The sequence below is a fragment of the Acidimicrobiales bacterium genome, from assembly GCA_035533095.1.
Classification (GTDB): domain Bacteria; phylum Actinomycetota; class Acidimicrobiia; order Acidimicrobiales; family Palsa-688; genus DATLUM01.
In genome coordinates this window covers 1-20,044 of record DATLUM010000078.1, presented here as the reverse complement: position 1 = coordinate 20,044, position 20,044 = coordinate 1, and the positions used below count along the sequence as shown (strand labels likewise).

The window sequence follows — 20,044 nt, the reverse complement described above, 5'->3', positions numbered from 1 at the left end:
ACCTCTTCAGGTGGCGAGCCCGTTGTCGGGTGGCCAATCCGGGCCGACCGCCCACGAGAGCACCGTGGCGAAAGCTCGCTCGATCACGCCGAGGCCGGCGGAGATCGCGCTCTCCTGGTCTCCGTCGTTTACGAAAGGCCGCCCCCCGGTCTCGGCGAGGGTTCGCAAGACCTTGCGGGCGAGATCCGCGCTCGGCTCGTGCCCCTTGGCCGCCCGCGCTCCCAGCTCCAGGAGGATCGGCAGAACGTCGACCAGCAGATGGCCGAACACCAGCGCCGCCTTCCCGGGGTCGGAGGTGAGGCCTTCGGCCCCCCCGAGAGACTGCACAGTCGCTTCGAATCGTTCGGCGGTCTGCTCCAGGAGCTTCTCGATCGCCGCGGTGAGCAAGTCCTCTTTCGACTCGAAATAGCGGTAGACGCTGCCCTTCGCCAGGTGTGACGCCTCCGCTATGTCGCTGACGGTCACCTCGTTGTAGCTGCGTGTCCGGAAGGCGTGAATGGCAGCGTCGACGATCCGTTCCCGGCAGTCCGGGTCCGAGCTGTGCGAGCGGATCTGGAGAAGAGCCTCGAGATGGCGCGAGTCGTACGCGAAACGGTTCGCCGCCTCGCGTACCGGGGGCGGGATCATCCCAGCCCGCCGGTAGTGGTGGATGGTGCTGGCGGGCACACCGCTGCGTTGAACCAGCTCCGACAACGACATCCGTGTTCCGCGAGCTGGGGCGTTCACGTGCACCAGTGTGCCCTCTTTTTCCGATTCTGCCCAGTGATGGGCCGCGTCAGCTCGACCGCTGGGCCGGGATGGCCCCCATGCGGCCCTTCTGGAAGTCCTCGAACGCCTGCACCAGCTCCTCCCGGGTGTTCATCACGAACGGCCCGTACTGGGCCACCGGCTCGCCGATCGGGCGGCCCCCCAGGATCAGCACCTCGAAGCTCTCCGACCGGGAATCCTGGCGGTTCCCGCCGCTCAGGACGATGCTGCCGCCGGCGCCGAGGACCGCCAGCTGGCCGGACTCGATCGGTCGCTGGCCCGACCCGACGGTGCCGTTGCCCGCCAGCACGTACACGAGCGCGTTGGACGCGGGGTCCCACGGCAGGTCCAGCCGGGCGCCGGCGGCGACGGTCGCGTGGACCATCGTGATCGGCGTGTGCGTCGCCCCCGGGCCGGCGTGCTCGCCGATCCCGCCGGCGATGACCCGCACCAGCGTCCCGCCGTCCTGCGAGGAGAGCAGGGTCACATGGTCGCGGCCGATGTCCTGGTAGCGGGGGTCCACCCACTTGTCCGTCGAGGGAAGGTTGACCCACAGCTGGATGCCGTGGAATAGCCCGCCGCTCATGACGAGGGATTCTGGGGGCCGTTCGATGTGGAGGATGCCGGATCCGGCGGTCATCCACTGCGTGTCCCCGTTGGTGATGACGCCGCCACCACCGGTGGAGTCCTGATGCTCGAAGATGCCGTCGATCATGTAGGTGACGGTCTCGAACCCGCGGTGGGGGTGCCACGCCGTCCCCTTCGGCTCGCCCGGCCCGTAGTCGACCTCGCCCATCTGGTCCATGTGCACGAACGGGTCGAGCGCGCCCAGCGGCACGCCGGCGAATGCCCTGCGGACGGGGAACCCCTCGCCCTCGAACCCCGCCGGCGCCGTGGTGACGGACACGACCGGCCTCGGGTGCCCGGCGGGGGCGGGGACCTTCGGTAGGGAGAGTAGGTTTTCGACGGTTACTGCGGGCATGCGGACCTCCTTGCGTCGCGATGGTCCAACATGATTGCTACCGCAACTATTCCGCTAGGCGCCGGCGAAAGCGGCCAGCCACGCCTGCCTGGTGGGCGGCTTGAAGACCATGTTCATTTCCTTGACCGCCTCCATCGTCGCGGTGGACGCCACCGAGTAGCGGTGGCCCGGGTAGACCACCGTCGACGGCGGCAGTGAAGCCAGCTTCTGAAGGCTCTCGTACATTGCGCCGGCGTCGCTTCCGGGCAGGTCGGTCCGCCCACAGCCCTCGAGGAACAGGGTGTCGCCGGCGACCAGCCTCCCGTCGACGAGGAAGCACTGGCTCCCAGGGGTGTGTCCCGGCGTGTGCAGCAGCTCGACCTCGACCTTGCCGGCGCAGACCTTGTCGCCGCTGTCGTGAGCGATGACGTCGGTCAGCTGCAGCCCGGTGACCTTCGCGACCAGGCCCGCCTCGTGGCGGTTTGCGTGGACCGGCACCGCCTGGATTTCGAGCAGCTTCGCCAGACCCTCGATTGTGTATCCCATCATCGTCCCGCCGACGTGGTCTGGGTGGTGGTGCGTGACGAGCACCCCGGTCACGCGCATCCCGTCGGCCGCCGCCGCGTCGAGCAGTTCCTCCACCCCATACGCCGGGTCCACCAGCAGCGCCTCGCCGCTCTCGCGGTCGCCGACCAGGTAAGAGAAGTTGACCATCTGGGTCGCGACCTGGTCGCCGGCGGCGAAGTCACGTCCCGAGAGGAGTTGGCGGAAGTAGAGCCCGTCGTTCACGTGAGCATCGTACGGCTAGCCCAGGAGTTGCAGCTCCCGAAGGCGCGTGCGCATGCCCGGCTCGTCGAGCTCGAAAACCCGGGCGAGCGCGCGGAGATCCTCCAGGCGGATCGTGATGACCCGACCGTTGAAGTCGCCGCGCTGAATCTGGATCATGGAGATATAGCGGCGGAGGATGTCCTTCTCCGGGGCGTCTAGCCCGCCGAGGCGGACCAGGTCGATCGTGAGCGGGGTGTCCGCCGCCCCCGAGCCGTTTTGAGCCGCCGACCCGTTGGCGCCCGCGAGCGCTCCGCCGGCGGGAGCACGGGGGAGGAGCTGGTCGACCGGAACGCCGTAGAGTTGGGCGAGGCGCTGCAACCGGAGGACCGAGATGATCCGTTCACCGCGCTCGTATGCCCCGAGCACGGACGCCTTGAACTCACGTCCCGACGCCTCCTCCACCGCGAGCAACGACAACCTCTGCTGCCGCCGAAGATTCCGCAGCCGCTCCCCAACCGCTCTCGCGTATGAAGTGGGAACCTCTTCTGCCACTTCGGTTACCTCCCTCGACGCGAGATCGTACCGAGGGTCTAAGGCGTCGCCACTCCGGGTGGCGAAATTTTGTCCGTAAGGGTAGGGACTGCTTTCAGCGCCACGAGACGGTGCCCGGTCACGCGCACCACCCCGCCGGCCGGCCTGCGCGCCGGCGGCTGGTCTGTGGATCTCGGGGGTGGGCCGGCGGTGTCGAGCACGACTTCCCACTGGGCCGCCCACCGCGCCTCGGGCAGGTTGAAGTCGAGCTCGTTCTCCCAGGAGTTGAAGATCAAGAAGAAGGAGTCGTCGACGATCGGCCGGCCATGAGGGTCCGGATCGGGAATGGCCCCGCCGTTGAGGAAGACGCCGAGGGACTTGGCGTAACCGACCTCCCAGTCCTGATCGGTCATCTCCTGTCCATCGGGGCGGAACCAGCCGATGTCGGGGAGCTTGTCGTCGGGCCGGCGCCCGCGCACGGGGCGGCCCTGGAAGAACCGCCGACGGCGGAACACGGGGTGCTGGCGGCGAAGGGCTATCAACGCCCGGGTCCAGTCGAGCAGCTCCTGGTCGACGTTCGACCAGTCGTACCAGGAGATCTCGTTGTCCTGGCAATAGGCGTTGTTGTTGCCCCGCTGGGTCCGTCCGAGTTCGTCGCCGCCGAGAAGCATCGGGACACCTTGGCTCAGCAAAAGGGTTGCGAGAAAGCTGCGGCACTGTCGGAGGCGCAGGGCCCCGACCACCGGGTCATCAGTGGGTCCCTCCTCCCCGCAGTTCCAGGACCGGTTGTCGTCTGTGCCGTCGCGGCCGTCCTCGCCGTTGGCCTCGTTGTGCTTGTCGTTGTATGAGACGAGGTCTCGCAGCGTGAACCCGTCGTGGCATGTGACGAAGTTGATGCTCGCGAACGGACGGCGCCCGGTCGCCTCGTACAGGTCGGAGCTGCCCGTCAGGCGCTCCGCTAGCTCGCCGATGTTCGCACCGCTCTGGCGCCAGTAATCGCGAACGGAGTCGCGGTACTTGCCGTTCCACTCCGACCACAGAGGCGGGAAATTGCCGACCTGGTAGCCGCCGTCGCCGACGTCCCAGGGCTCCGCGATCAGCTTCACCTGACTGATGACGGGGTCCTGCTGGATGAGATCGAAGAAGGCCGACAACCGGTCGACCTCGTGGAACTGGCGGGCAAGCGTGGCCGCGAGGTCGAAGCGGAAGCCGTCTACGTGCATGTCCAGGACCCAGTAGCGCAGCGAGTCCATCAGCAGCTGCAGGACGTGAGGGTTGCGGACGTTGAGCGTGTTGCCGGTGCCGGTCGAGTCGCTGTAATGGCGGGGATCGCCGTCGACGAGGCGGTAGTAGCTGGCGTTGTCGAGACCCCGGAACGCGAGCATCGGGCCGAGGTGGTTTCCTTCGGCGGTGTGGTTGTAGACCACGTCGAGGATCACCTCGATCCCCGCGGCGTGCAGGGCTTTGACCATCGCCTTGAACTCGGTGACCACACGGTGGCCGGCGCGCGACGCGTAGGCGTTGTGCGGGGCGAGATAGGCGATCGAGTTGTAGCCCCAATAGTTGGAGAGGCCCATGTCGACGAGGCGGTCGTCGTTGACGAACTGGTGAACCGGCATCAACTCGACCGCGGTCACGCCGAGCTTGACGAAGTGCTCGATCATGACGGGGTGTGCCACTGCGGCGTAAGTGCCGCGGATGTGCTCTGGGATCTCGGGGTGGGTGAGGGTGAGGCCCTTCACGTGGGTCTCGTAGATCACCGAGTCAGGCCAGCTGGTCCTCGGGTGACGGTCCAACCCCCAGTCGAAGGCGGGGTCGACGACGAACGCTTTGGGCATGTCGGGCGCGGAGTCCGTCGTGTCCATCGTCAGATCGTCTCCGCCGAGTTTGTAGGGGTAGACCGGCTGCCCCCATTTCACCTTTCCGTCGACCGCTTTGGCGTACGGGTCGAGCAGCAGCTTGTTCGGGTTGCAGCGAAGCCCCTGCTTCGGGTCGTAGGGACCCTGGACCCGGAACCCGTAACGGACCCCGGGCTCGATTCCCTCGACATAGCCATGCCAGCAGTAGGCGTCGATCTCGGGAAGCACGTAGCAGACCTCGTCGCCGTCTTCGAAGAGGCACAGCTCCACCGACTCGGCTACCGCGGAGAACACCGAGAAGTTGGTGCCGAGCCCGTCGAAGGTAGCCCCGAGGGGGAATGGATCACCTGGCGAGACGGGGGGTTGCACGGTGCTACACCGTACCCATCGCGGCCTTTAGGTCATCCCCACCAGAACGACGCCGCGATGATGCCGTACAAGCCCACCAGCGCGACACCTTCGATCCAGGTGTACTCCCCGTCGTACACGACCACGGCCACCACCAGGGCCGAGATGCCGAGCGCCGCCACCAGCATGGGAGGAAAGACCAGCGTCAGATGGGCCGAGCCCAACGCGGGGCTCACCAGCACGAGGATGGGGACCAGCAGAAGGGCCACCTGCAGGGGACTGCTCAATATGGTGCTGATCGCGTACTCCGGCTTGGCCTTCAACGCGAACCGCACGCCGACAGCGTGCTCCACCGCGTTCGATGCGATGGCGACGATGACGAGTCCCGTGAACGCCTCCGATATCCCCATGCTCGCGGTGGCCGCCTTGAGCGGCTCCACGAACCAGTCGGAGGCAACCGCCGCGCCGGCGCTCGCGAGCGCAAGGACCACGACCGACATGCCAATCGGCCACGAACCCCGATCCTCTCCTGCAGATGTACCGCGTTCGCCACCGGGATCCCCGGAGGTGCTCCGCAACCAGAAAGGGATGCTGAGCAGGTAGACCGCAAGCAGCACGACCGCGCAGATGTCCGAGAGAGTCCCTGCGTGCGCCGCCGCCGGCGTATGCAGCTTGCTGGCGAGCGTCGGTACCAGCAGCGCGGCGACGACCAGCAAGAGCAACGACGAGTACAGCCGCGGCTGCTCCGGGTCGAACTTCTGGGTCCCGTGCCGCGCGCCTCCCGCCACGAAAGCGCAGCCCAGCACCAGCACCGCGTTGCCGAGCACCGAACCCACGAGCGCCGCCTGCACCACCCCGATCAAGCCGTGGTCGAGAGCGAACAGCGAGACGAAGAACTCGGGAAGGTTCCCCAGCGTCGACTGGAGCAACCCTGTAGCGCCGGCGCCCAGGCGCTCCCCGACATGCTCGATCGCCTGCCCGATCACGGCCGCTAGCGCCGCGAGAGCCAAGCCCGCCGTGACGAACCGTGCTACCGACCCTGCGCCCGCGGCCGTGACGATCGCCGCTGCTGCGAACAGAGTTGCCGCTACGGCGGCCGTGACGCGCTCGTTGCGGGTGAACGGGACGGGTTTCAGGTCCTCGGGCATGGACCCGCCGACGGTAGCCCGCGAGGCGCGGCCGGTAGTCCAATGGACGAAAAGGGGGGACCGCGGGGCGACCGAAAACGACCTGCCATTCATTTGTGAGAGGACTCTCATCCCAGCTTCATCGAGGAGTTAGGGGAACACACCGATACTCCTGCCGTCCGAAAGTGAACCGTGGGAGGTAGCCGACGTGAGTTCCCTGAAGAGATGGTTGTGGTGTCTGGCCGCCGGCGGAAGCGCCGTCGGAGCGGTGACGGCGCTGGCTTCGGCACCGTCGGGCTCGCGGCCCGCGACAGCAACGCTGAGCGCTTCCACAAGCTCCTCGGCGGCGGGCGGAGAGGACTCGCTGGCCCAGCTGACGGCGGAGGCACAGAACCTGCAGAAGACGATCAACGCTCTCGAGGCGCAGATCAACGGGTATTCGCCCGGCGCGTCGCCGTCGCAGCTCGCCGCGGAAAAGCAGCAATTGGACTCCGAATCCTCGGAGATCGCCCAGGAACGGAACTCCCTCGCGGCCTACCAGGCCAACCTCGAAACCGAGGCCAAGCAGCTGGCGTCGGAGGAGCAGCAGTTCCGCGCCGCGCAGCAGGCAGCCGCGAACCAGCCCCAGAGCCCGACGTCCGGTGGTGACGGCGGTAGCCGGGACTCCTGATGGACACCTTCTCCACATGGAAGGAGCCCCTGGACGCCGCATCAGCGCACCGGCTCGCTGCGGGCCGCCGGAAAGCCGTGGGGCTGAAGCTGCGCCGCGTGGTCCCCGGGCTGGTGGTGGGAACCACGACTCTCGCAGGCACAGGCGGCCTGATCGCGTGGGTAGCCGGCCAGCCGGGAGTCAAGACCGTCGCCACCGCCGTCGCGCGGCCGACCCCTACGACGAATCCCGCCCAGCTGTCCGCCGTGCAGAAGCAGCTTCAGGCGGAGGAGGCGGCCCTTCAGTCCCTCCAGGGTCGCCTGGCGCAGATCGTTGCGCAAGCGCACGCGTCCGCATCCGCAGCTGCCGGCGGGACCCCCGTCTCGGGCTCGGGCGGTTCAGCTTCCGCGGCTCCGCTCGCCCCGTTGCCCGCACTCCCGGTGCTGGCCCCGGCGCCGGCTCCTGCGACCAACGCCACGACGGGCGCCTCGCATGCAGTCCCTTGATCTGGACCTTTACCGGCGCACCGCCGCTCTTTCGCCGAGCGAGGTCCACGCGAAGGGCGTGAGTGGACGCCGGCGCGAGATTCGTCGCAGCACCAAGGCGATGGCGTCGGTCGTCACCGCTCAGGTCCTGGGGCCGATCGGGGACTCGGCAGCCGGCCCGAGAATCGAGGTGGCGATCGGGCGGGCGTTCGACGAGTTCCGGGCCGTCGAACGCCACTGCAGCCGCTTCGACGAAACCAGCGCCTTGATGCGAGCCAACCGCGATCCCTGGCGCTGGCATCGGGTTCCCGAGCCGCTCTACTCCGTCGTTGTCGAGGCCATGGCCGCGCACAGGCGCACGGGAGGATTGTTCGACCCGCGCATCTACGACCGGCTGGTCGAGCTCGGCTACGACAGGTCTTTCCACCTTCTGCTCGCCGAGCAAACCGGTTCCGGGGTGTGCCCGCCGGCTCCGGATCCGGTTGCCCACGGCCCCGGCCGTGGCTGGCAGCCCCGCGCGGTTCCTGTACTCCGGTTGATCAACCTGGGAGGCGCCCGGATCGACCTCGGCGGCATCGGCAAGGGAATGGCGATCCGCAAAGGTGCTGCGCGAATCCGTCCGGCTGCGGGGGACTTCCTCCTCGATGCCGGGGGGGATATCTACGCGGCGGGCGCACCGATGGACGCGCAGGGCTGGCGTGTCGGGGTCGAGTCGCCGTCGGGCTCCGAGCGTCCGGTGGCAGTTCTGGAGGTCTCCGACAAGGCGGTCGCCACGTCCTCGATCAGGGTGAGGAGCTGGAAGAGGGGAGAGCGACCGGTCCACCATCTGATCGACCCGCGCACCGGTGAGCCGGGAGGCGATGGGCTGGCGGCGGTGACGGTCGTCGACGCCGACCCGGTCATGGCCGAGACCGCGGCCAAGTCTCTGTTCATCTCCGGTCGGGAATCGATCGCGGACCGGGCGAGCGCCCTCGACCTGGCGGCTCTGTGGGTCAGTGCCGACGGGGTGACCGGAATGAGCACAGCTATCGAGCCGTTTGTCATCTGGACCGACGCATGAGCAGGCCGCTCGGCAAGGCTGCCGTCGCTATTGGGACGGCAGCCTTCGTGGGCCTGTGCACGGCCGCCGGTTACGCCCTGGGTTCCGGCGTGGGACCCACCACGTCGAACCGTATGTTCCCCTGGATCGTCGCCCGCGCCACGGGCATCGGCGCGTTCGTCGCGTTGACGGCGATCGTGCTCGTGGGACTTCTGTTCCGCCGTCCCGTGCGGGCGCTGGTCACTGTTCAGCGCGAAACCCTGCTCCGGTTCCACGTGGTGCTGGGACCGGGGCTGGTCAGCCTGCTGGCGGCCCACGTCGGGTCGTTGCTGGCCGACCGGTATGCCGGAGTCGGATGGAAGGCTCTTGTCGTGCCCGACGGGGCCACCTACCGGCCTGGGGCGGTCACCTTCGGTCTCATCGCGATGTATCTGGTGATGATCGTCGCTGTTAGCGCCTATCTCGCCGGCCGCCGCCCCATCCGCTCGCGATGGGCGGTCCTGCATCGCCTGGCCTACCCGGCCTTCGTTCTCGCGTGGGTGCACGGCGTGCTCGCCGGTTCCGACACCGCGAGCCTGCGGTGGCTCTACATCCTGAGCGGGATCCTGGTCGGGGCGGCCACGGTGAGCGCGGGGCTCCGCAAGCCCCTGAAAGCAGGAGTCGAGGCAGGGTGATGACGCCCGTTGCGCCGGCTCTGGACGCCGTGCGGACCTCGCCTGACCCGCGGTCGATCGCCGGGATCGCGGGAGTCGGCGACCCTGGGGCACGACTTCTCGCCGGGCCCGAGTCCCGTGAGGGGCTCGCAGACCATCTCGGCCGGCTTGGCGAGACACGCCGCTGGCCACCCCGCGCTCCTGAACTGCTTCAGATGATCCGGCAGTCCGGTCTCACCGGCCGCGGGGGTGGTCATTTTCCGCTGGCGCGCAAGGTCGAGGCGGCCCTGAAGGGCAGGGGACCGGCGGTCGTGGTGGTCAACGGGACAGAAAGCGAGCCCGCCAGCGCGAAGGACCGCCTACTGCTTCGGTTGCGCCCCCATCTCGTCATCGACGGTGCACTGACTGTGGCCGCCGCCTGCGGGGCCACCCGGGTGGTGATCGCGGTCCATGCGGGCTCACCCGCGCTGACCTCGGTCGCTGCTGCGATCGAAGAGCGCGACGACTGCGCGACCGTCGGCGTGGCGGTCGTGCCCGACCGGTACATCGCTGGGGAGTCGAGCGCCCTCGTTTCATGGCTCGGAGGTGGTCGGGCCGCTCCGGCGTCGCGGACGCGACCGACGGCCGAATGCGGGCTCGACGCCCGCCCGACCGTCGTCAGCAACACCGAGACCGTTTGCCATGTGGGCCTGCTCGCGCGCTTCGGCGACACGTGGTTCAGGACTGCGGGTTCGCCCGCAGCACCGGGTTCGCTGCTGGTCACCCTGGCCGGCGACGTGCCCGATCCGGGAATGGTCCTCGAGGTGGTGCACCCCGTTCGTCTTCCCGATCTGGTCGACGCGCTGTGCGAACCCGGTTACCGGTGGCAGGCGGTCCTCGTCGGCGGGTACGGAGGTGCTTGGGTCGACCGGGTCGGCGCATCCCGTACGCTCGTGCAACCAGGGCGGGGAAGCCACGGGTCCCTGGGTATCGGCTGCGGGCTCATCGGCGTTCTCGGGCCGGGCCGCTGCGGGCTCGCGGAGGCATCGCGGCTGGTGGGTTGGCTTGCGGCACAGAGGGCCGGGCAGTGCGGGGCGTGCTCGTACGGACTGCCGCTTGTCGCCGAGGAGATGGAACTGGTGTCAGGAGGGGGAAGAGGCGTCCGTCGTTCTCAGCGCCGGGTCGCCTCCCTCGCGCATTCCGTGGCGGGCCGTGGGTTGTGCAGCCTGCCCGACGCCACCATCGCAATGGCTGAAAGCGCTCTCGCAGTCTTCACCGCCGAGGCGGAACTCCACCGCCGCGGCCGCTGCACGGCCGCGAGCCGCCCGGGGGCGTTCCCGCTGCCGGTCACGCGAGGTGCACCCGCGTGAGTCAACGGCGCGAATCAGGATGGAAGCTGACATTCGACGCGGCGCGTTGCGACGGCTGGGGCATGTGCAGCGTGGTGTTCCCGGAGGGCATCTCGCTGGATCCTTGGGGCTACGCGAACGTATCGAGAGAGCCGATAGCGGACCCCAGACTCGTGAGAAAGGCCCGAAGGGCCGTCGCGTGTTGCCCGAAGGAGGCAATCACGCTGGTAGCGGACGACGCCCTGACTCCATCCAGTGGGAGCCCGACGCAAGAATGATGCGCGTGAGGGGGCCGCACCACGTCACCGACACCTCCAGGAGAGGCCTTCGCCTGCGTCCGGGCGGTCCTGTGCTCTCGGTGGCGGCGGCCGTGATAGTGATAGCCGTCGCCACGGACCTTTCGGTCGCCCGTGTCCATTCGTCGTTGCCCGCCGCGATCACCCTGCCGGCACCGGGCCAGGCGGTTGGATCGGACAGCGGACCGTCGCCGCAGGGACAGGCACCGACGAGCACGACGATCGTCGACACGCCGACCACGGTTGCACCGTCTCCACCCGAAAGCTCTAACGCGGCTATCACCCCGACCGCCGTGCCCGCCCAGTACCCCGTGGCACACCCGGGCGGCGACAACTCCTCCGACGGGGGCGATGCAACCGACCAGGTGTCGGGCGGGTCCGATCCGCGGGCGTCCACCCCGTCGACGACGGTTGGCGGCTACGGGGGCGACCTGACAACGACGACCACGGCGCACACCGACGGGTGAGACCGGAAGCCGCGAACCCGTGACCGCGGAAACACCGGAAGCCGTACTGGCCACAAATCTCCCAGCGGCCAGCAGGAACCGCGACCGGGTGCTACCGCGCGCATGGAGCGCGATCCGAAGGACCCGGGTGGTCACCAGCCGGTTCGGTACCGCGGCTCGGCTGGCTGCGCTCTACGCGATGGTGCTGGCCGCCGTGCTCGCGGGCTTTCTGGCCGTCCTCCTGCACACCACGACCGTGGGCATACAGCAGATTGCGGTGCGCCAACTCGAAGCGGAGCTGACCGCGTTCCAGCAAGCTGCCGTGGCGAGACCCGCCTCTCAGTCGTTGCGAACCTTCGCGACCGGCTACCTGGGATCCCACGCTGTCGCCAACGGCGACCTGATTGAGATAGCGGACCCGGGTTACTGGGCCGTAGCGAACGCGGGAGGCTCGGCGATCGCGTCCGATCCCCGCGTCCAGTCGCTCACGGGTGCGATTCCGAGCCGGACCGCGATGCATTCTCGGCAAGTTGCCGGCAGGCAGATGGAGGTGCTGGTCGCCCCGATCCGCATCGGGAATCAGAGCGCCGGCGTCTTCGTCGCGGCGGTGGACACCAGCGCGTTGAAGCCTGCAGTGGACACGGCTGCCCGCTTGGCCATCCTTGTCGGTGCCGTCGCCCTGGTAGCCGGAGTGATGAGCGCGTATCTGGTCCTGCGTCGCCTGCTGCGAAGGATCGGTGGGATCGCCGAGACGGCCGACCGAATCGGCAGGGATCAGATCGCGAACCGCCTCGGTGATCAGGGCACCAAGGACGAGGTCGGCGACCTCGCCCGCAGTTTCGATTCCATGCTGGACCGTATCGAGGGAGCGGTGCAGGCCCAGCACGAGCTGCTGTCCGACGTCTCCCATCAACTTCGTACTCCTCTGACCGTCGCCCGCGGACACCTGGAGCTTCTCGGCCGCAACGGTGGGCAGGACCGGGTGGTGTCAGAGACCGTCGACACCGCCATCGGTGAGCTCGACCGGATGGCTCACCTGATCGACCGGCTCCTGACGCTCGGACGTGCCCGTGAGCCGGTGCGCTACGACGTGCGCGAGGTCGATCTTCGTGCCTTTCTCGGCGACCTGCTGGGCGCATCCTCCGTATTGGCCCCCCGGTCGTGGGAGCTCGGACCGATCCCCGACGCGGTTGTCAGTTTTGACGAGACCGAGGTGCGGGGTGCCCTTCTCAACCTGATCGACAACGCTGTGAACGCCACCGGACCCGGTGATGCCATCCGGCTCTCCGCGGAGATGGATCGAGCCGGGATGACCGGTGCTCAGATCAGCTTCCGCGTCGACGATGCGGGACACGGCATAGCCCCGGAGGAGCGTTCCCGCGTCCTCGACAGGTTCGCCCGGAGCCGGAACGGGACCGACGGTTCCGGGCTCGGCTTGGCGATCGTGGGGGCGGTCTGCGCAGCACACGGCGGCGGAGTCAGCATCGAGGACTCCCCACTTGGAGGCACGGCAGTGACCATGCGGCTCCACGCGCAACCGCGCACCGAAGCGGTGTCGGATCGGTGGGAGGTATGAGGGTCTTCATCGTCGAGGACGATCCCGGGATCGCGTCGTTTCTCTCGAAAGGACTGACGGCAGAGGGCTACGGAGCGACTGTTGCAGGTGATGTGACGACCGCAATCGCCGGCCTGACCAATGATCCGGAGCCGTTCGACGTCGTGCTGCTCGACCTTGGTCTGCCAGACGGTGCAGGCGACGAGGTCCTCAAAGCCGTTCGGACACGCGAGCCGCGGCCACCCGTGATCATCCTCACCGCGCGTGGACGCGTGGAGGACAAGGTCAGGGGCCTGGACATGGGTGCCAGTGACTACGTGACCAAGCCGTTCTCCTTCGAGGAGCTCCTGGCCCGGATCCGGGCCGCGGTTCGCAGTTCCGGCCAACCAGCGAGCCACGAACTGGTTGTCGGCGACCTCCGGCTCGACCTGCACACCAAGCTGGCTTGGCGCGCGGGGCGCCGGATCGAGCTGGCCCCGCGGGAGTGGGCGTTGCTCGAGCTGTTCATGCGCAACCCGACTCAGGTGCTCAGCAGGACGCGGATCCTCAGCCACGTGTGGGACTTCGCGTTCGATCCCGGCAGCAACGTCGTGGACGTCTACGTCAGCTACCTCCGGAGGAAGATCAACTTCAACGGCTTGGAACCGTTGATCCAGACGATTCGAGGTGCTGGCTACCGCCTTTCGAGACCGTAGGACTTAACCGGCACATCGCGGTCTCCTATGCTGGCCCGCGGCAATGCCGGGCGGCGTGGCCGAGTGGCTTAGGCAAGGGCCTGCAAAGCCCTGTACAGCGGTTCGATTCCGCTCGCCGCCTCCAGAGTGTTTCCGCAGGTCAGCGGCCCTTTTAGGTCCTCCGCTCCATCGTGCTCCGGGTGGTCCATCCCGCGAGAATCCCGCGGCTCATTTATTTTTTGGGCTGTCTTTTCGGGGTCCGGGAGGGCCACCAGGCGGGGCTTCGCCGGCGTCGTCGCGTCGATCTGCGCCTCGAGGAAAGCCGCTACCTGGCGGTCGCGCTCCGCCGTGGCGTGCTGGTAGATCAGCGCCGCTCGCGGGGAGGAATGGCCGATCCGGGCCATCAGCTCCTTGGTGGTGATGCCCGGCATCCGGGCCATGAGGGTGGCGGCGTGGTGACGAAGGTCGTGCGGGTGCATGTCGGGATCGACTCCGACAGCTGTCCGCCCACACGGAACTCTGCTGTCCACCGGCAAAGAGATCTCCTGTCCGCCCACAAGGAGAACCCGCTGTCCCTTGACAAGCGATCAGCGATGCCACGCCGATTATCATCTGTGTCTTCCTCGCGACATGCCTGTGACCGCGATGGAGCAGCGCCGATCGACGGATCCCGGAACACCCGAAGCCAGGCCGTCCAAAGCCGGGGTGTCCCACAGCGCGCACGCCGAACGCCGTGGCGCAACCGCTGCCTATCGCCGCTACGTGACGCGAGGCCCGCGGAAAGCCTCGGTGACCTCTGGCCGGTGGGTGTATGCATTGTGCTACAATGTTGACGTGTCTGAGAACGTGTCGGTCCGCTTGGAGGACAGCCTGGCCCAGCGGCTGCGCGTCCGGGCCCGTGCCGCTGGAGAGACCCTGTCGGACCGGCTGCGGCGTTACGCCGACGAAGGGGTCCGGCGCGACGAGCACCCACTGATCACCTTCCGAGACGGGCCCACGGGCCGCCGGGCTGGGCTGGTTGGCGGGCCGGACGTGTGGGAAGTCGTGATGTGGATTGAGGATCTGTCGGACGAGACGGATCCGATTGCCGTGCTGGTTGGAGAATCGTCGCTGAGCCGGCCACAGATCGACGCCGCCTTGCGCTACCGAGCCGCTTACCCAGACGAGATCGGTGCGCGCATCGACTTGCATCGCCAAGAGACAGCTGCGGCTTCGAACATTTGAAGCTCCTGATCGATGAGATGTACCCGCCGGCCCTGGCGGATGCACTGCGGGCGGGTGGCATCAACGCCTCCACCGTGGCCGAGCGAGGGTTGGCCGGACGGTCCGACTCCGACGTTCTGGCTGCGGCGGTCGAGGATGGCTACGTCGTGCTCACCGAGAACGTTGCCGACTTCGCTCGTATCGCCGCCGATCGCCTTACAGCAGGGGGGCATCACTCAGGAGTATTGATCGCTCTGTCCTCGCGGTTCTCCCGTCGACCCAGCGGGATCCCCAAGATCGCTGCAGCCGTCCGAGCCATCGCGCACGAGGAGCTCGACGACCGCCTCGTCTACCTTGAACAGCCAGCCGAATAGACAAACCCCGGAATAGGGCTACACCAGGTCGGCGGATTTCGACCAAAGGTAGGTGAGAGCTGTCGCTCGTGGCAGCAACCAGCGGGCCGAGGGGCCCACTTCCCAGCTCCCGCTGGAGGTGTTGATCAGATCCAGGCCGACGAGGACGCACTCGAGGCGATAGAGGTCGCTACGGAGCCGGGCCTCGTCGAGGCGCTGGCCCTGGCTGGTGACCCACCGGCCACCGAGCAGTTCCAGCAGGCGGCCGGCCATATCCTGTGGCTTACACGGACCTTCGGCGGCCAGAAATGCGAGGGTGTCGGTTGTGAGGAGCGACTCGTAGCCGTACTGCGGTCCGAACCACGATCGAAGGCGGCGGATCACTTCCATGTCGTCGCCGGCGATTCGCGTGGGGGCGAGGACCCCCTTGCGCAGGCGGAGCAGGCCGACCTTTCGTAGGAGGTCATGTAGGGCTGCCAACGGCGGCAGGTCCTCCTCGATGGAGGCCGGGCGCGCATCGAAGCCCCATTTGGGAAACTGCTCTTGGACCTGCCGCACAAACACCCGGGGTAGGCGGCCTCCAGGTGTCAGCTTGACCCCACCGGGGACCAGCGAGAGCACCAGCTGTACCGGGGTCGGCACCTGACCGACTGTCTGCTGGACGAGCAGGTCGACAGTCGCGAGGTCGAAGGTGTCCCTCCATGCTGCCGCCCAACCTCGCATGTGCTCGTGTTCCGGGTCTGTCGGGTTGGCTAGCACCGTCAGGAACTCCGCGTAGCCGTGCGGTCCGCCGACGTCTTCGGGAGGGCAGGCCCCCTCGCCGTCGACGACACCGACCCGATCAGCTCCAGGGCCGACCACCACCACGTCGTGCTCCCAGCCGTCGCCGAAGTCGTACAGGTAGGTGAAGCGGCGCGGCAGGGAACGAAGTGAAACGCCGGTCTCGGCCCGCTCGTCGTCGAATTCGTTGAAACCGTCGATGTCAGGCATCCCGTAACGGATGCCGTCGGCCACGAACTGGTGTAGGTGCGAGTCGGTCCAGCCGATGGCGACCTGCAGGAGATCGTGCAGCTCGGGCAACAGGACGCCGGCCGGCACGTCGAGCACCCGCACCACCGTCGGCTCCACCTCGCTCATCGTCACCCGAAGGCGAGTGGTTCTCATCACCGAGACGCTATGGGCTGCCGCGCCTACCGTGGACGCAACGCCGACGAGCCTGGAGGGACATGCCGGAGATCAGCTTCAACGAGTCCTACCGGCAGATTCGGGCGATCAACGAGCGCGTGCAGGAAAGCGAGAAGGCCAAGGATTGGGGCACCGCAATCGCCGGCCTTCACGAGCTGCTCGACCACCCCTGTGCCCACCACCAGGTTGCCCGCCTACGAGGTGTGGGACAACATCCATGAGCTCCACAAGCGCGCCGGCGACTACGACGCCGCTATCGCCGCCAAGCAGGAAGCGGTGCGGGCGGGTTACCGGTCGGAGCCCCACCCCGACGCAGACGTCGCCGAGTGCCACCTCCTGGCCGGCAGGCGAGCCGAGGCGGATGCACTATTCGCCAATCTCCGGGCGAGGACACCGGACGACGTCTGGCTGTACAACTCAGCGGGCTTCTCCTACGCCGCGGTCCCAGATCACAGCGAATCGGCCCGGTGGTTCCGCGACGGCATCGACGTCGCTCTCCGCACCGGCGACCCCGACCAGGTCGTGGTCCAGCTCCTCGAAGGCCTGGAGGCCGCCAGGACGGCGCTCGGCGAGAGTCCGGAACCGGGCCTGAACGACCGGGTCGAAGCCTTCGTCGAGGCGTGGCAGCCGCCTCCCGGTCGAGTTAGACACTATTGGGGCGGCGACCCGCCCCCGCTCCAGGAGCGGCGATGCAAGCATTGCGGCTACGACCCGGCCATCCTGAAAGTAGGGGACCGGGACACCACCGATTTCGAGGCCCTCCCTGAGTTAGTCCCGCCCCGGCGCACATCCCGCCTTCCAAGTTCGATGATGGTGTCGCTGGCCTGGTTCCCCCGAGGCGAGTGGGACAAGGCGACCGCCACATGGCCCGACCTCCTCGACGAGCTGCCGGCCGACCACACCGCCTATAGCCATCGAATCGAGGCGCGGATGAAGCGCCTGGCGCGCACCCTTGCCGGCCACCCCATACGGGTGTCGCCCATGACCATCGACGGTCTCACCGCCTTCGGCGCAGAGGAGGGCGACGCCCCGGGGACCGCGGAAGCCCGCTCCTCCTACGCGGCGGAGATCGCCCGCCGGGGCGACGCCGTCCCTTGGCCACCGGGGCGTAACGCCCCATGCTGGTGCGGTTCGGGACGCAAGTACAAGACCTGCTGCGGCCCGGTCCCAGTGGCGCCGGAGTGACCCACAAGAGGGGCCGCTTTCCATCCCGCGAAAATCCCGCGGTATCCCGCGAAAATCCCGCGGCCGAGGCCGTCCGGCGCCGTCCACGTTCGTCCTCCTCCGGCCCAGAAATATGCCGCTGACCAGCACTTATGGTCGGCTGCGGACGCTGACGGTCAAGGGTGGCGAAGGCCGGAAAATGGCGCTGCAGGGGCCTGCAAAGCCCTGTACAGCGGTTCGATTCCGCTCGCCGCCTCGCAAGAAACCGCAGGTCAGCAGCTTGTGGGAGCAGTTCGGGTCCGACCGGATGGCACCGCATGGCGCACTCATGGCGCGGGATCCACCCCAGTCCCCTGAGGTAGGTTTTCAAACGGCTAGTTGGGGAATCTCACCAAAACCACTGGGAGACCTGTTCAGATTTCTGTACAGTTACTGATATGGCTGTTGTGGACTTCCCGACTCGGGTTCTCTCGGTCACAGAGGCGCACGCCCGGGGTGTCACCGGACTGCTCAAGGACAGCGAGAGCGGCACCGACACTGTCGTCGAACGTCATGGCCGCCCCGTCGCGGCTGTGATCAGCGTTGAGCACCTGAATGAGCTCCGGACGCTCGAAGAGGACATCCGAACCGCGGCCCTCCTCCTTAGTCGAGTGGCGACTGATCGCGGCGAACGGACGCCTTTGGACAAGGTGATCACTGCCCTTGGTTTCTCTCGCTCAGAGCTTGAGAGTCAACTGCGGGCGGAGGGCCGCACGGTCGCAGAGTGACAGCTGGGTCTCGACCCGCAGCGCACGTCGAACTCACCGAAGCCGCAGCAGAGGATCTCCAGACTCTCGCGGAGCGGTCCCCAGTCGTCGTCGAATGGGCGCTCAAGAAGATGATCCTGCTCGAGAGCAACCCCTATGCCGGGGAGCCACTGCTCGGCATTCTGATCGGATGGTGGAAGCTCGTCGTCGGCGATCGCGGATGGCGCATCGTCTGGCGGGTTCGGCAAGACGAAGCCGGGGAGGCCATCGTCGAAATCGCCGAGGTATGGGCACTTGGAGTCCGTTCCGATGGCGAGGTCTATGCGGAAATGAAGGCCCGACTAGCGGCGATGCCACCAGGCCAACCTCAGACCATCGCGCTCTCCTCTGTGGTTGAGGGCATTGGTCGACGGGCCGCGGGGAGCACTGTTGCCACGCCTCCGCCTGGTCACGAACTGCTACCTGACTGGCTTCTTCAGAGGCTCGTTCTCACAGTCGGAATGGAGCCGGACGATGTCAAGGCGCTTTCGCTTGAAGAGGCCGTCGATGCCTGGACAGAGTGGTGCTCGCGACCTCACTAGGTCAGTGAGCGCCTCTGAGGGGAAGGACCGGCGCGACAGGGTCCGCACCTCAGCGGTCTGCCGACCCCTGGGCGTAAGGAAATATCCGTCGATCGGGCGCGGCCGCGGTCGTTGACGGCTGGCTGGGGTTGACCCGCTGATGTGGACACCGTGTCCGCGAAACCGGGTCAACTCCAGTGGGTCATCTGGCCCTGTCCGCCATGCTGGGCTAGTTGGCATGGTAGGAGTGAAAGTTCCTCTCGGAAGGAGGCCCCGATGGCCGTCTCGACATCGAGCCGCTCCGGACTCGTGGAGACCAGCGATGGCGCGCTGATCTACTACGAAGTGACCGGCGATGGTCCCTCCATCCTCTTCGTCCACGGCTGGATGATGTCGAGCAGGTTCTGGGTGCGTCAGGTGGAAGGTCTTTCGCGCGACTTCACTGTCGTCACGATGGACCTTCGGGGACATGGCAACTCGAGCAAGGTCCTGCACGGCCACACCATTCCGCAGTATTCGCGTGACGTGCGTGCCGTCATCGAGGCGCTGAAGCTCGACGGCGTGACGCTCGTCGGCTGGTCTCTCGCGGGCCCCGTCGTGCTCGATCACTGGAGCCACTACGGCCCCGATCGCCTCCGTGCGCTCGCCCTCGTCGACATGACGCCGTTCCCGTTCTCGCCGGGCGCTTGGAACGCCCACCCGATGAAGGGCCACGACTACGACCAGATGAACATCGCGTGCGCATCGGTCTGCGCGGATCGCGAGGCCTTCGCACGGCGCTTCATCAACAACATGTTCAAGTCAGGCGCCGCGCCCGCAGATGACATGAGGTGGATGCTCGCGGAGAGCATGAAGACGCCCGCTGCGGTCGCGGTCGCGATCTACTCGGACTTCCTGATGCGCGACCACACGACGGTCCTGCCGACGATCACGATACCAACCACTGTCTTCGCCGCCGACTCCCACATCTTCACGCGAGGCATCGAGCAGGGGCGCTGGGTCGCGAGCCAGATCCCTGGTGCGACGTTCGTCGGGTCTGACAACGGAGGGCACGTGCTGTTCTGCCAGGATGCGGCGATTTTCAATGCTGCTGTCGCACGATCGATTCCGCCGGCGTAGTACCGAGAAGCCTGGGTGATGCGAGTGGCGTCGAATCTGGCAATCGATCTGGCCCGAAGGCGACACCCGACACTTCCGACCCGAGCAGCGTCTGACCCGGCCGGGGAGGAGTCGCCGCGGGCTTCTGACCGAGTTACCCCCCAGCGTCATACCATCGTGGCCATGCCGTGGTGGGCTTGGCTCCTCATCGTCGTCGGGATAGTCGCACTTGCCTCGGGTATCGCATTCCGAGGCCAACTGCGCTTTGC

The 20,044-nt window shown here is 67.5% G+C and carries 22 protein-coding genes and 2 tRNA genes; 17 read left to right on the top strand and 7 right to left on the bottom strand.

Annotation, left to right across the window (positions count from 1 at the left end; all coding sequences use genetic code 11):
* Positions 1–6: 6 nt before the first annotated feature.
* Genes VNF71_10430 through cax form a run of 6 tightly spaced genes read right to left on the bottom strand, consistent with a single transcriptional unit; the run spans position 7 to position 6,362 of the window.
* On the bottom strand, positions 7–726 hold the full coding sequence (locus VNF71_10430; GenBank protein ID HVA74965.1) for a TetR family transcriptional regulator: 720 nt from the start codon (positions 724–726) through the stop codon (positions 7–9).
* 49 nt (positions 727–775) lie between these two features.
* The gene (locus VNF71_10425) at positions 776–1,729 is read right to left on the bottom strand and encodes a pirin family protein (protein ID HVA74964.1); all 954 of its coding nucleotides are present in this window, start codon (positions 1,727–1,729) and stop codon (positions 776–778) included.
* 54 nt (positions 1,730–1,783) lie between these two features.
* Complete coding sequence (locus VNF71_10420; GenBank protein ID HVA74963.1) at positions 1,784–2,497, bottom strand: MBL fold metallo-hydrolase; 714 nt, start codon at positions 2,495–2,497, stop codon at positions 1,784–1,786.
* 15 nt (positions 2,498–2,512) lie between these two features.
* On the bottom strand, positions 2,513–3,028 hold the full coding sequence (locus tag VNF71_10415; protein HVA74962.1) for a transcriptional regulator: 516 nt from the start codon (positions 3,026–3,028) through the stop codon (positions 2,513–2,515).
* A gap of 38 nt (positions 3,029–3,066) precedes the next feature.
* The gene (gene glgX, locus VNF71_10410) at positions 3,067–5,235 is read right to left on the bottom strand and encodes a glycogen debranching protein GlgX (GenBank protein ID HVA74961.1); all 2,169 of its coding nucleotides are present in this window, start codon (positions 5,233–5,235) and stop codon (positions 3,067–3,069) included.
* Positions 5,236–5,267: 32 nt separating this feature from the next.
* Positions 5,268–6,362 (bottom strand): calcium/proton exchanger, encoded by a 1,095-nt coding sequence (gene cax, locus VNF71_10405; protein ID HVA74960.1) that lies wholly within the window; start codon positions 6,360–6,362, stop codon positions 5,268–5,270.
* Between the two features lie 187 nt (positions 6,363–6,549).
* On the opposite strand from cax, the gene VNF71_10400 reads away from it, so the two are divergent.
* The 11 genes from VNF71_10400 to VNF71_10350 all read left to right on the top strand — a co-directional run bounded on the left by VNF71_10400 (position 6,550) and on the right by VNF71_10350 (position 15,043).
* A complete protein-coding gene (locus VNF71_10400) occupies positions 6,550–7,011 on the top strand; it encodes a hypothetical protein (GenBank protein HVA74959.1) in 462 nt (153 codons plus the stop codon).
* Positions 7,011–7,496 (top strand): hypothetical protein, encoded by a 486-nt coding sequence (locus VNF71_10395; GenBank protein ID HVA74958.1) that lies wholly within the window; start codon positions 7,011–7,013, stop codon positions 7,494–7,496. The genes VNF71_10400 and VNF71_10395 overlap by 1 nt, the downstream gene beginning before the upstream one ends.
* Entirely contained in the window at positions 7,483–8,535 is a 1,053-nt protein-coding gene (locus tag VNF71_10390; protein ID HVA74957.1) for an FAD:protein FMN transferase, read from the top strand. The genes VNF71_10395 and VNF71_10390 overlap by 14 nt, the downstream gene beginning before the upstream one ends.
* A complete protein-coding gene (locus VNF71_10385; protein ID HVA74956.1) occupies positions 8,532–9,188 on the top strand; it encodes a ferric reductase-like transmembrane domain-containing protein in 657 nt (218 codons plus the stop codon). Before VNF71_10390 ends, VNF71_10385 begins: the two co-directional genes overlap by 4 nt.
* Complete coding sequence (locus VNF71_10380; GenBank protein ID HVA74955.1) at positions 9,188–10,516, top strand: NADH-ubiquinone oxidoreductase-F iron-sulfur binding region domain-containing protein; 1,329 nt, start codon at positions 9,188–9,190, stop codon at positions 10,514–10,516. Before VNF71_10385 ends, VNF71_10380 begins: the two co-directional genes overlap by 1 nt.
* A 262-nt stretch (positions 10,517–10,778) precedes the next feature.
* Entirely contained in the window at positions 10,779–11,258 is a 480-nt protein-coding gene (locus VNF71_10375; protein HVA74954.1) for a hypothetical protein, read from the top strand.
* 127 nt (positions 11,259–11,385) lie between these two features.
* Positions 11,386–12,813, top strand: a complete 1,428-nt coding sequence (locus VNF71_10370; GenBank protein HVA74953.1) for a HAMP domain-containing sensor histidine kinase — start codon at positions 11,386–11,388, stop codon at positions 12,811–12,813.
* Positions 12,810–13,487 carry a response regulator transcription factor gene (locus VNF71_10365; protein HVA74952.1) on the top strand — a complete coding sequence of 226 codons (678 nt, stop codon included), beginning with the start codon at positions 12,810–12,812 and terminating at the stop codon, positions 13,485–13,487. The genes VNF71_10370 and VNF71_10365 overlap by 4 nt, the downstream gene beginning before the upstream one ends.
* Before the next feature lie 49 nt (positions 13,488–13,536).
* Positions 13,537–13,611: transfer RNA gene (locus tag VNF71_10360), tRNA-Cys, on the top strand.
* 689 nt (positions 13,612–14,300) lie between these two features.
* Positions 14,301–14,690, top strand: a complete 390-nt coding sequence (locus VNF71_10355; protein HVA74951.1) for a hypothetical protein — start codon at positions 14,301–14,303, stop codon at positions 14,688–14,690.
* Positions 14,687–15,043: a DUF5615 family PIN-like protein gene (locus VNF71_10350; protein ID HVA74950.1), complete on the top strand. Its 357-nt coding sequence runs from the start codon at positions 14,687–14,689 to the stop codon at positions 15,041–15,043. The genes VNF71_10355 and VNF71_10350 overlap by 4 nt, the downstream gene beginning before the upstream one ends.
* An 18-nt stretch (positions 15,044–15,061) precedes the next feature.
* On the opposite strand, the gene VNF71_10345 is transcribed toward VNF71_10350, so the two are convergent.
* Positions 15,062–16,186, bottom strand: coding sequence for a plasmid pRiA4b ORF-3 family protein (locus tag VNF71_10345; GenBank protein HVA74949.1), 1,125 nt, complete (start codon positions 16,184–16,186; stop codon positions 15,062–15,064).
* Between the two features lie 62 nt (positions 16,187–16,248).
* On the opposite strand from VNF71_10345, the gene VNF71_10340 reads away from it, so the two are divergent.
* The 6 genes from VNF71_10340 to VNF71_10315 all read left to right on the top strand — a co-directional run bounded on the left by VNF71_10340 (position 16,249) and on the right by VNF71_10315 (position 19,796).
* Positions 16,249–16,428, top strand: a complete 180-nt coding sequence (locus VNF71_10340; protein ID HVA74948.1) for a hypothetical protein — start codon at positions 16,249–16,251, stop codon at positions 16,426–16,428.
* Entirely contained in the window at positions 16,379–17,392 is a 1,014-nt protein-coding gene (locus VNF71_10335; protein ID HVA74947.1) for an SEC-C metal-binding domain-containing protein, read from the top strand. Before VNF71_10340 ends, VNF71_10335 begins: the two co-directional genes overlap by 50 nt.
* A 160-nt stretch (positions 17,393–17,552) precedes the next feature.
* Positions 17,553–17,627: transfer RNA gene (locus VNF71_10330), tRNA-Cys, on the top strand.
* A 181-nt stretch (positions 17,628–17,808) separates the two neighbouring features.
* Positions 17,809–18,138 carry a type II toxin-antitoxin system prevent-host-death family antitoxin gene (locus tag VNF71_10325; protein ID HVA74946.1) on the top strand — a complete coding sequence of 110 codons (330 nt, stop codon included), beginning with the start codon at positions 17,809–17,811 and terminating at the stop codon, positions 18,136–18,138.
* A gap of 110 nt (positions 18,139–18,248) precedes the next feature.
* A complete protein-coding gene (locus VNF71_10320) occupies positions 18,249–18,698 on the top strand; it encodes a hypothetical protein (protein HVA74945.1) in 450 nt (149 codons plus the stop codon).
* 255 nt (positions 18,699–18,953) lie between these two features.
* The gene (locus VNF71_10315) at positions 18,954–19,796 is read left to right on the top strand and encodes an alpha/beta hydrolase (GenBank protein ID HVA74944.1); all 843 of its coding nucleotides are present in this window, start codon (positions 18,954–18,956) and stop codon (positions 19,794–19,796) included.
* Positions 19,797–20,044 lie beyond the last annotated feature (248 nt).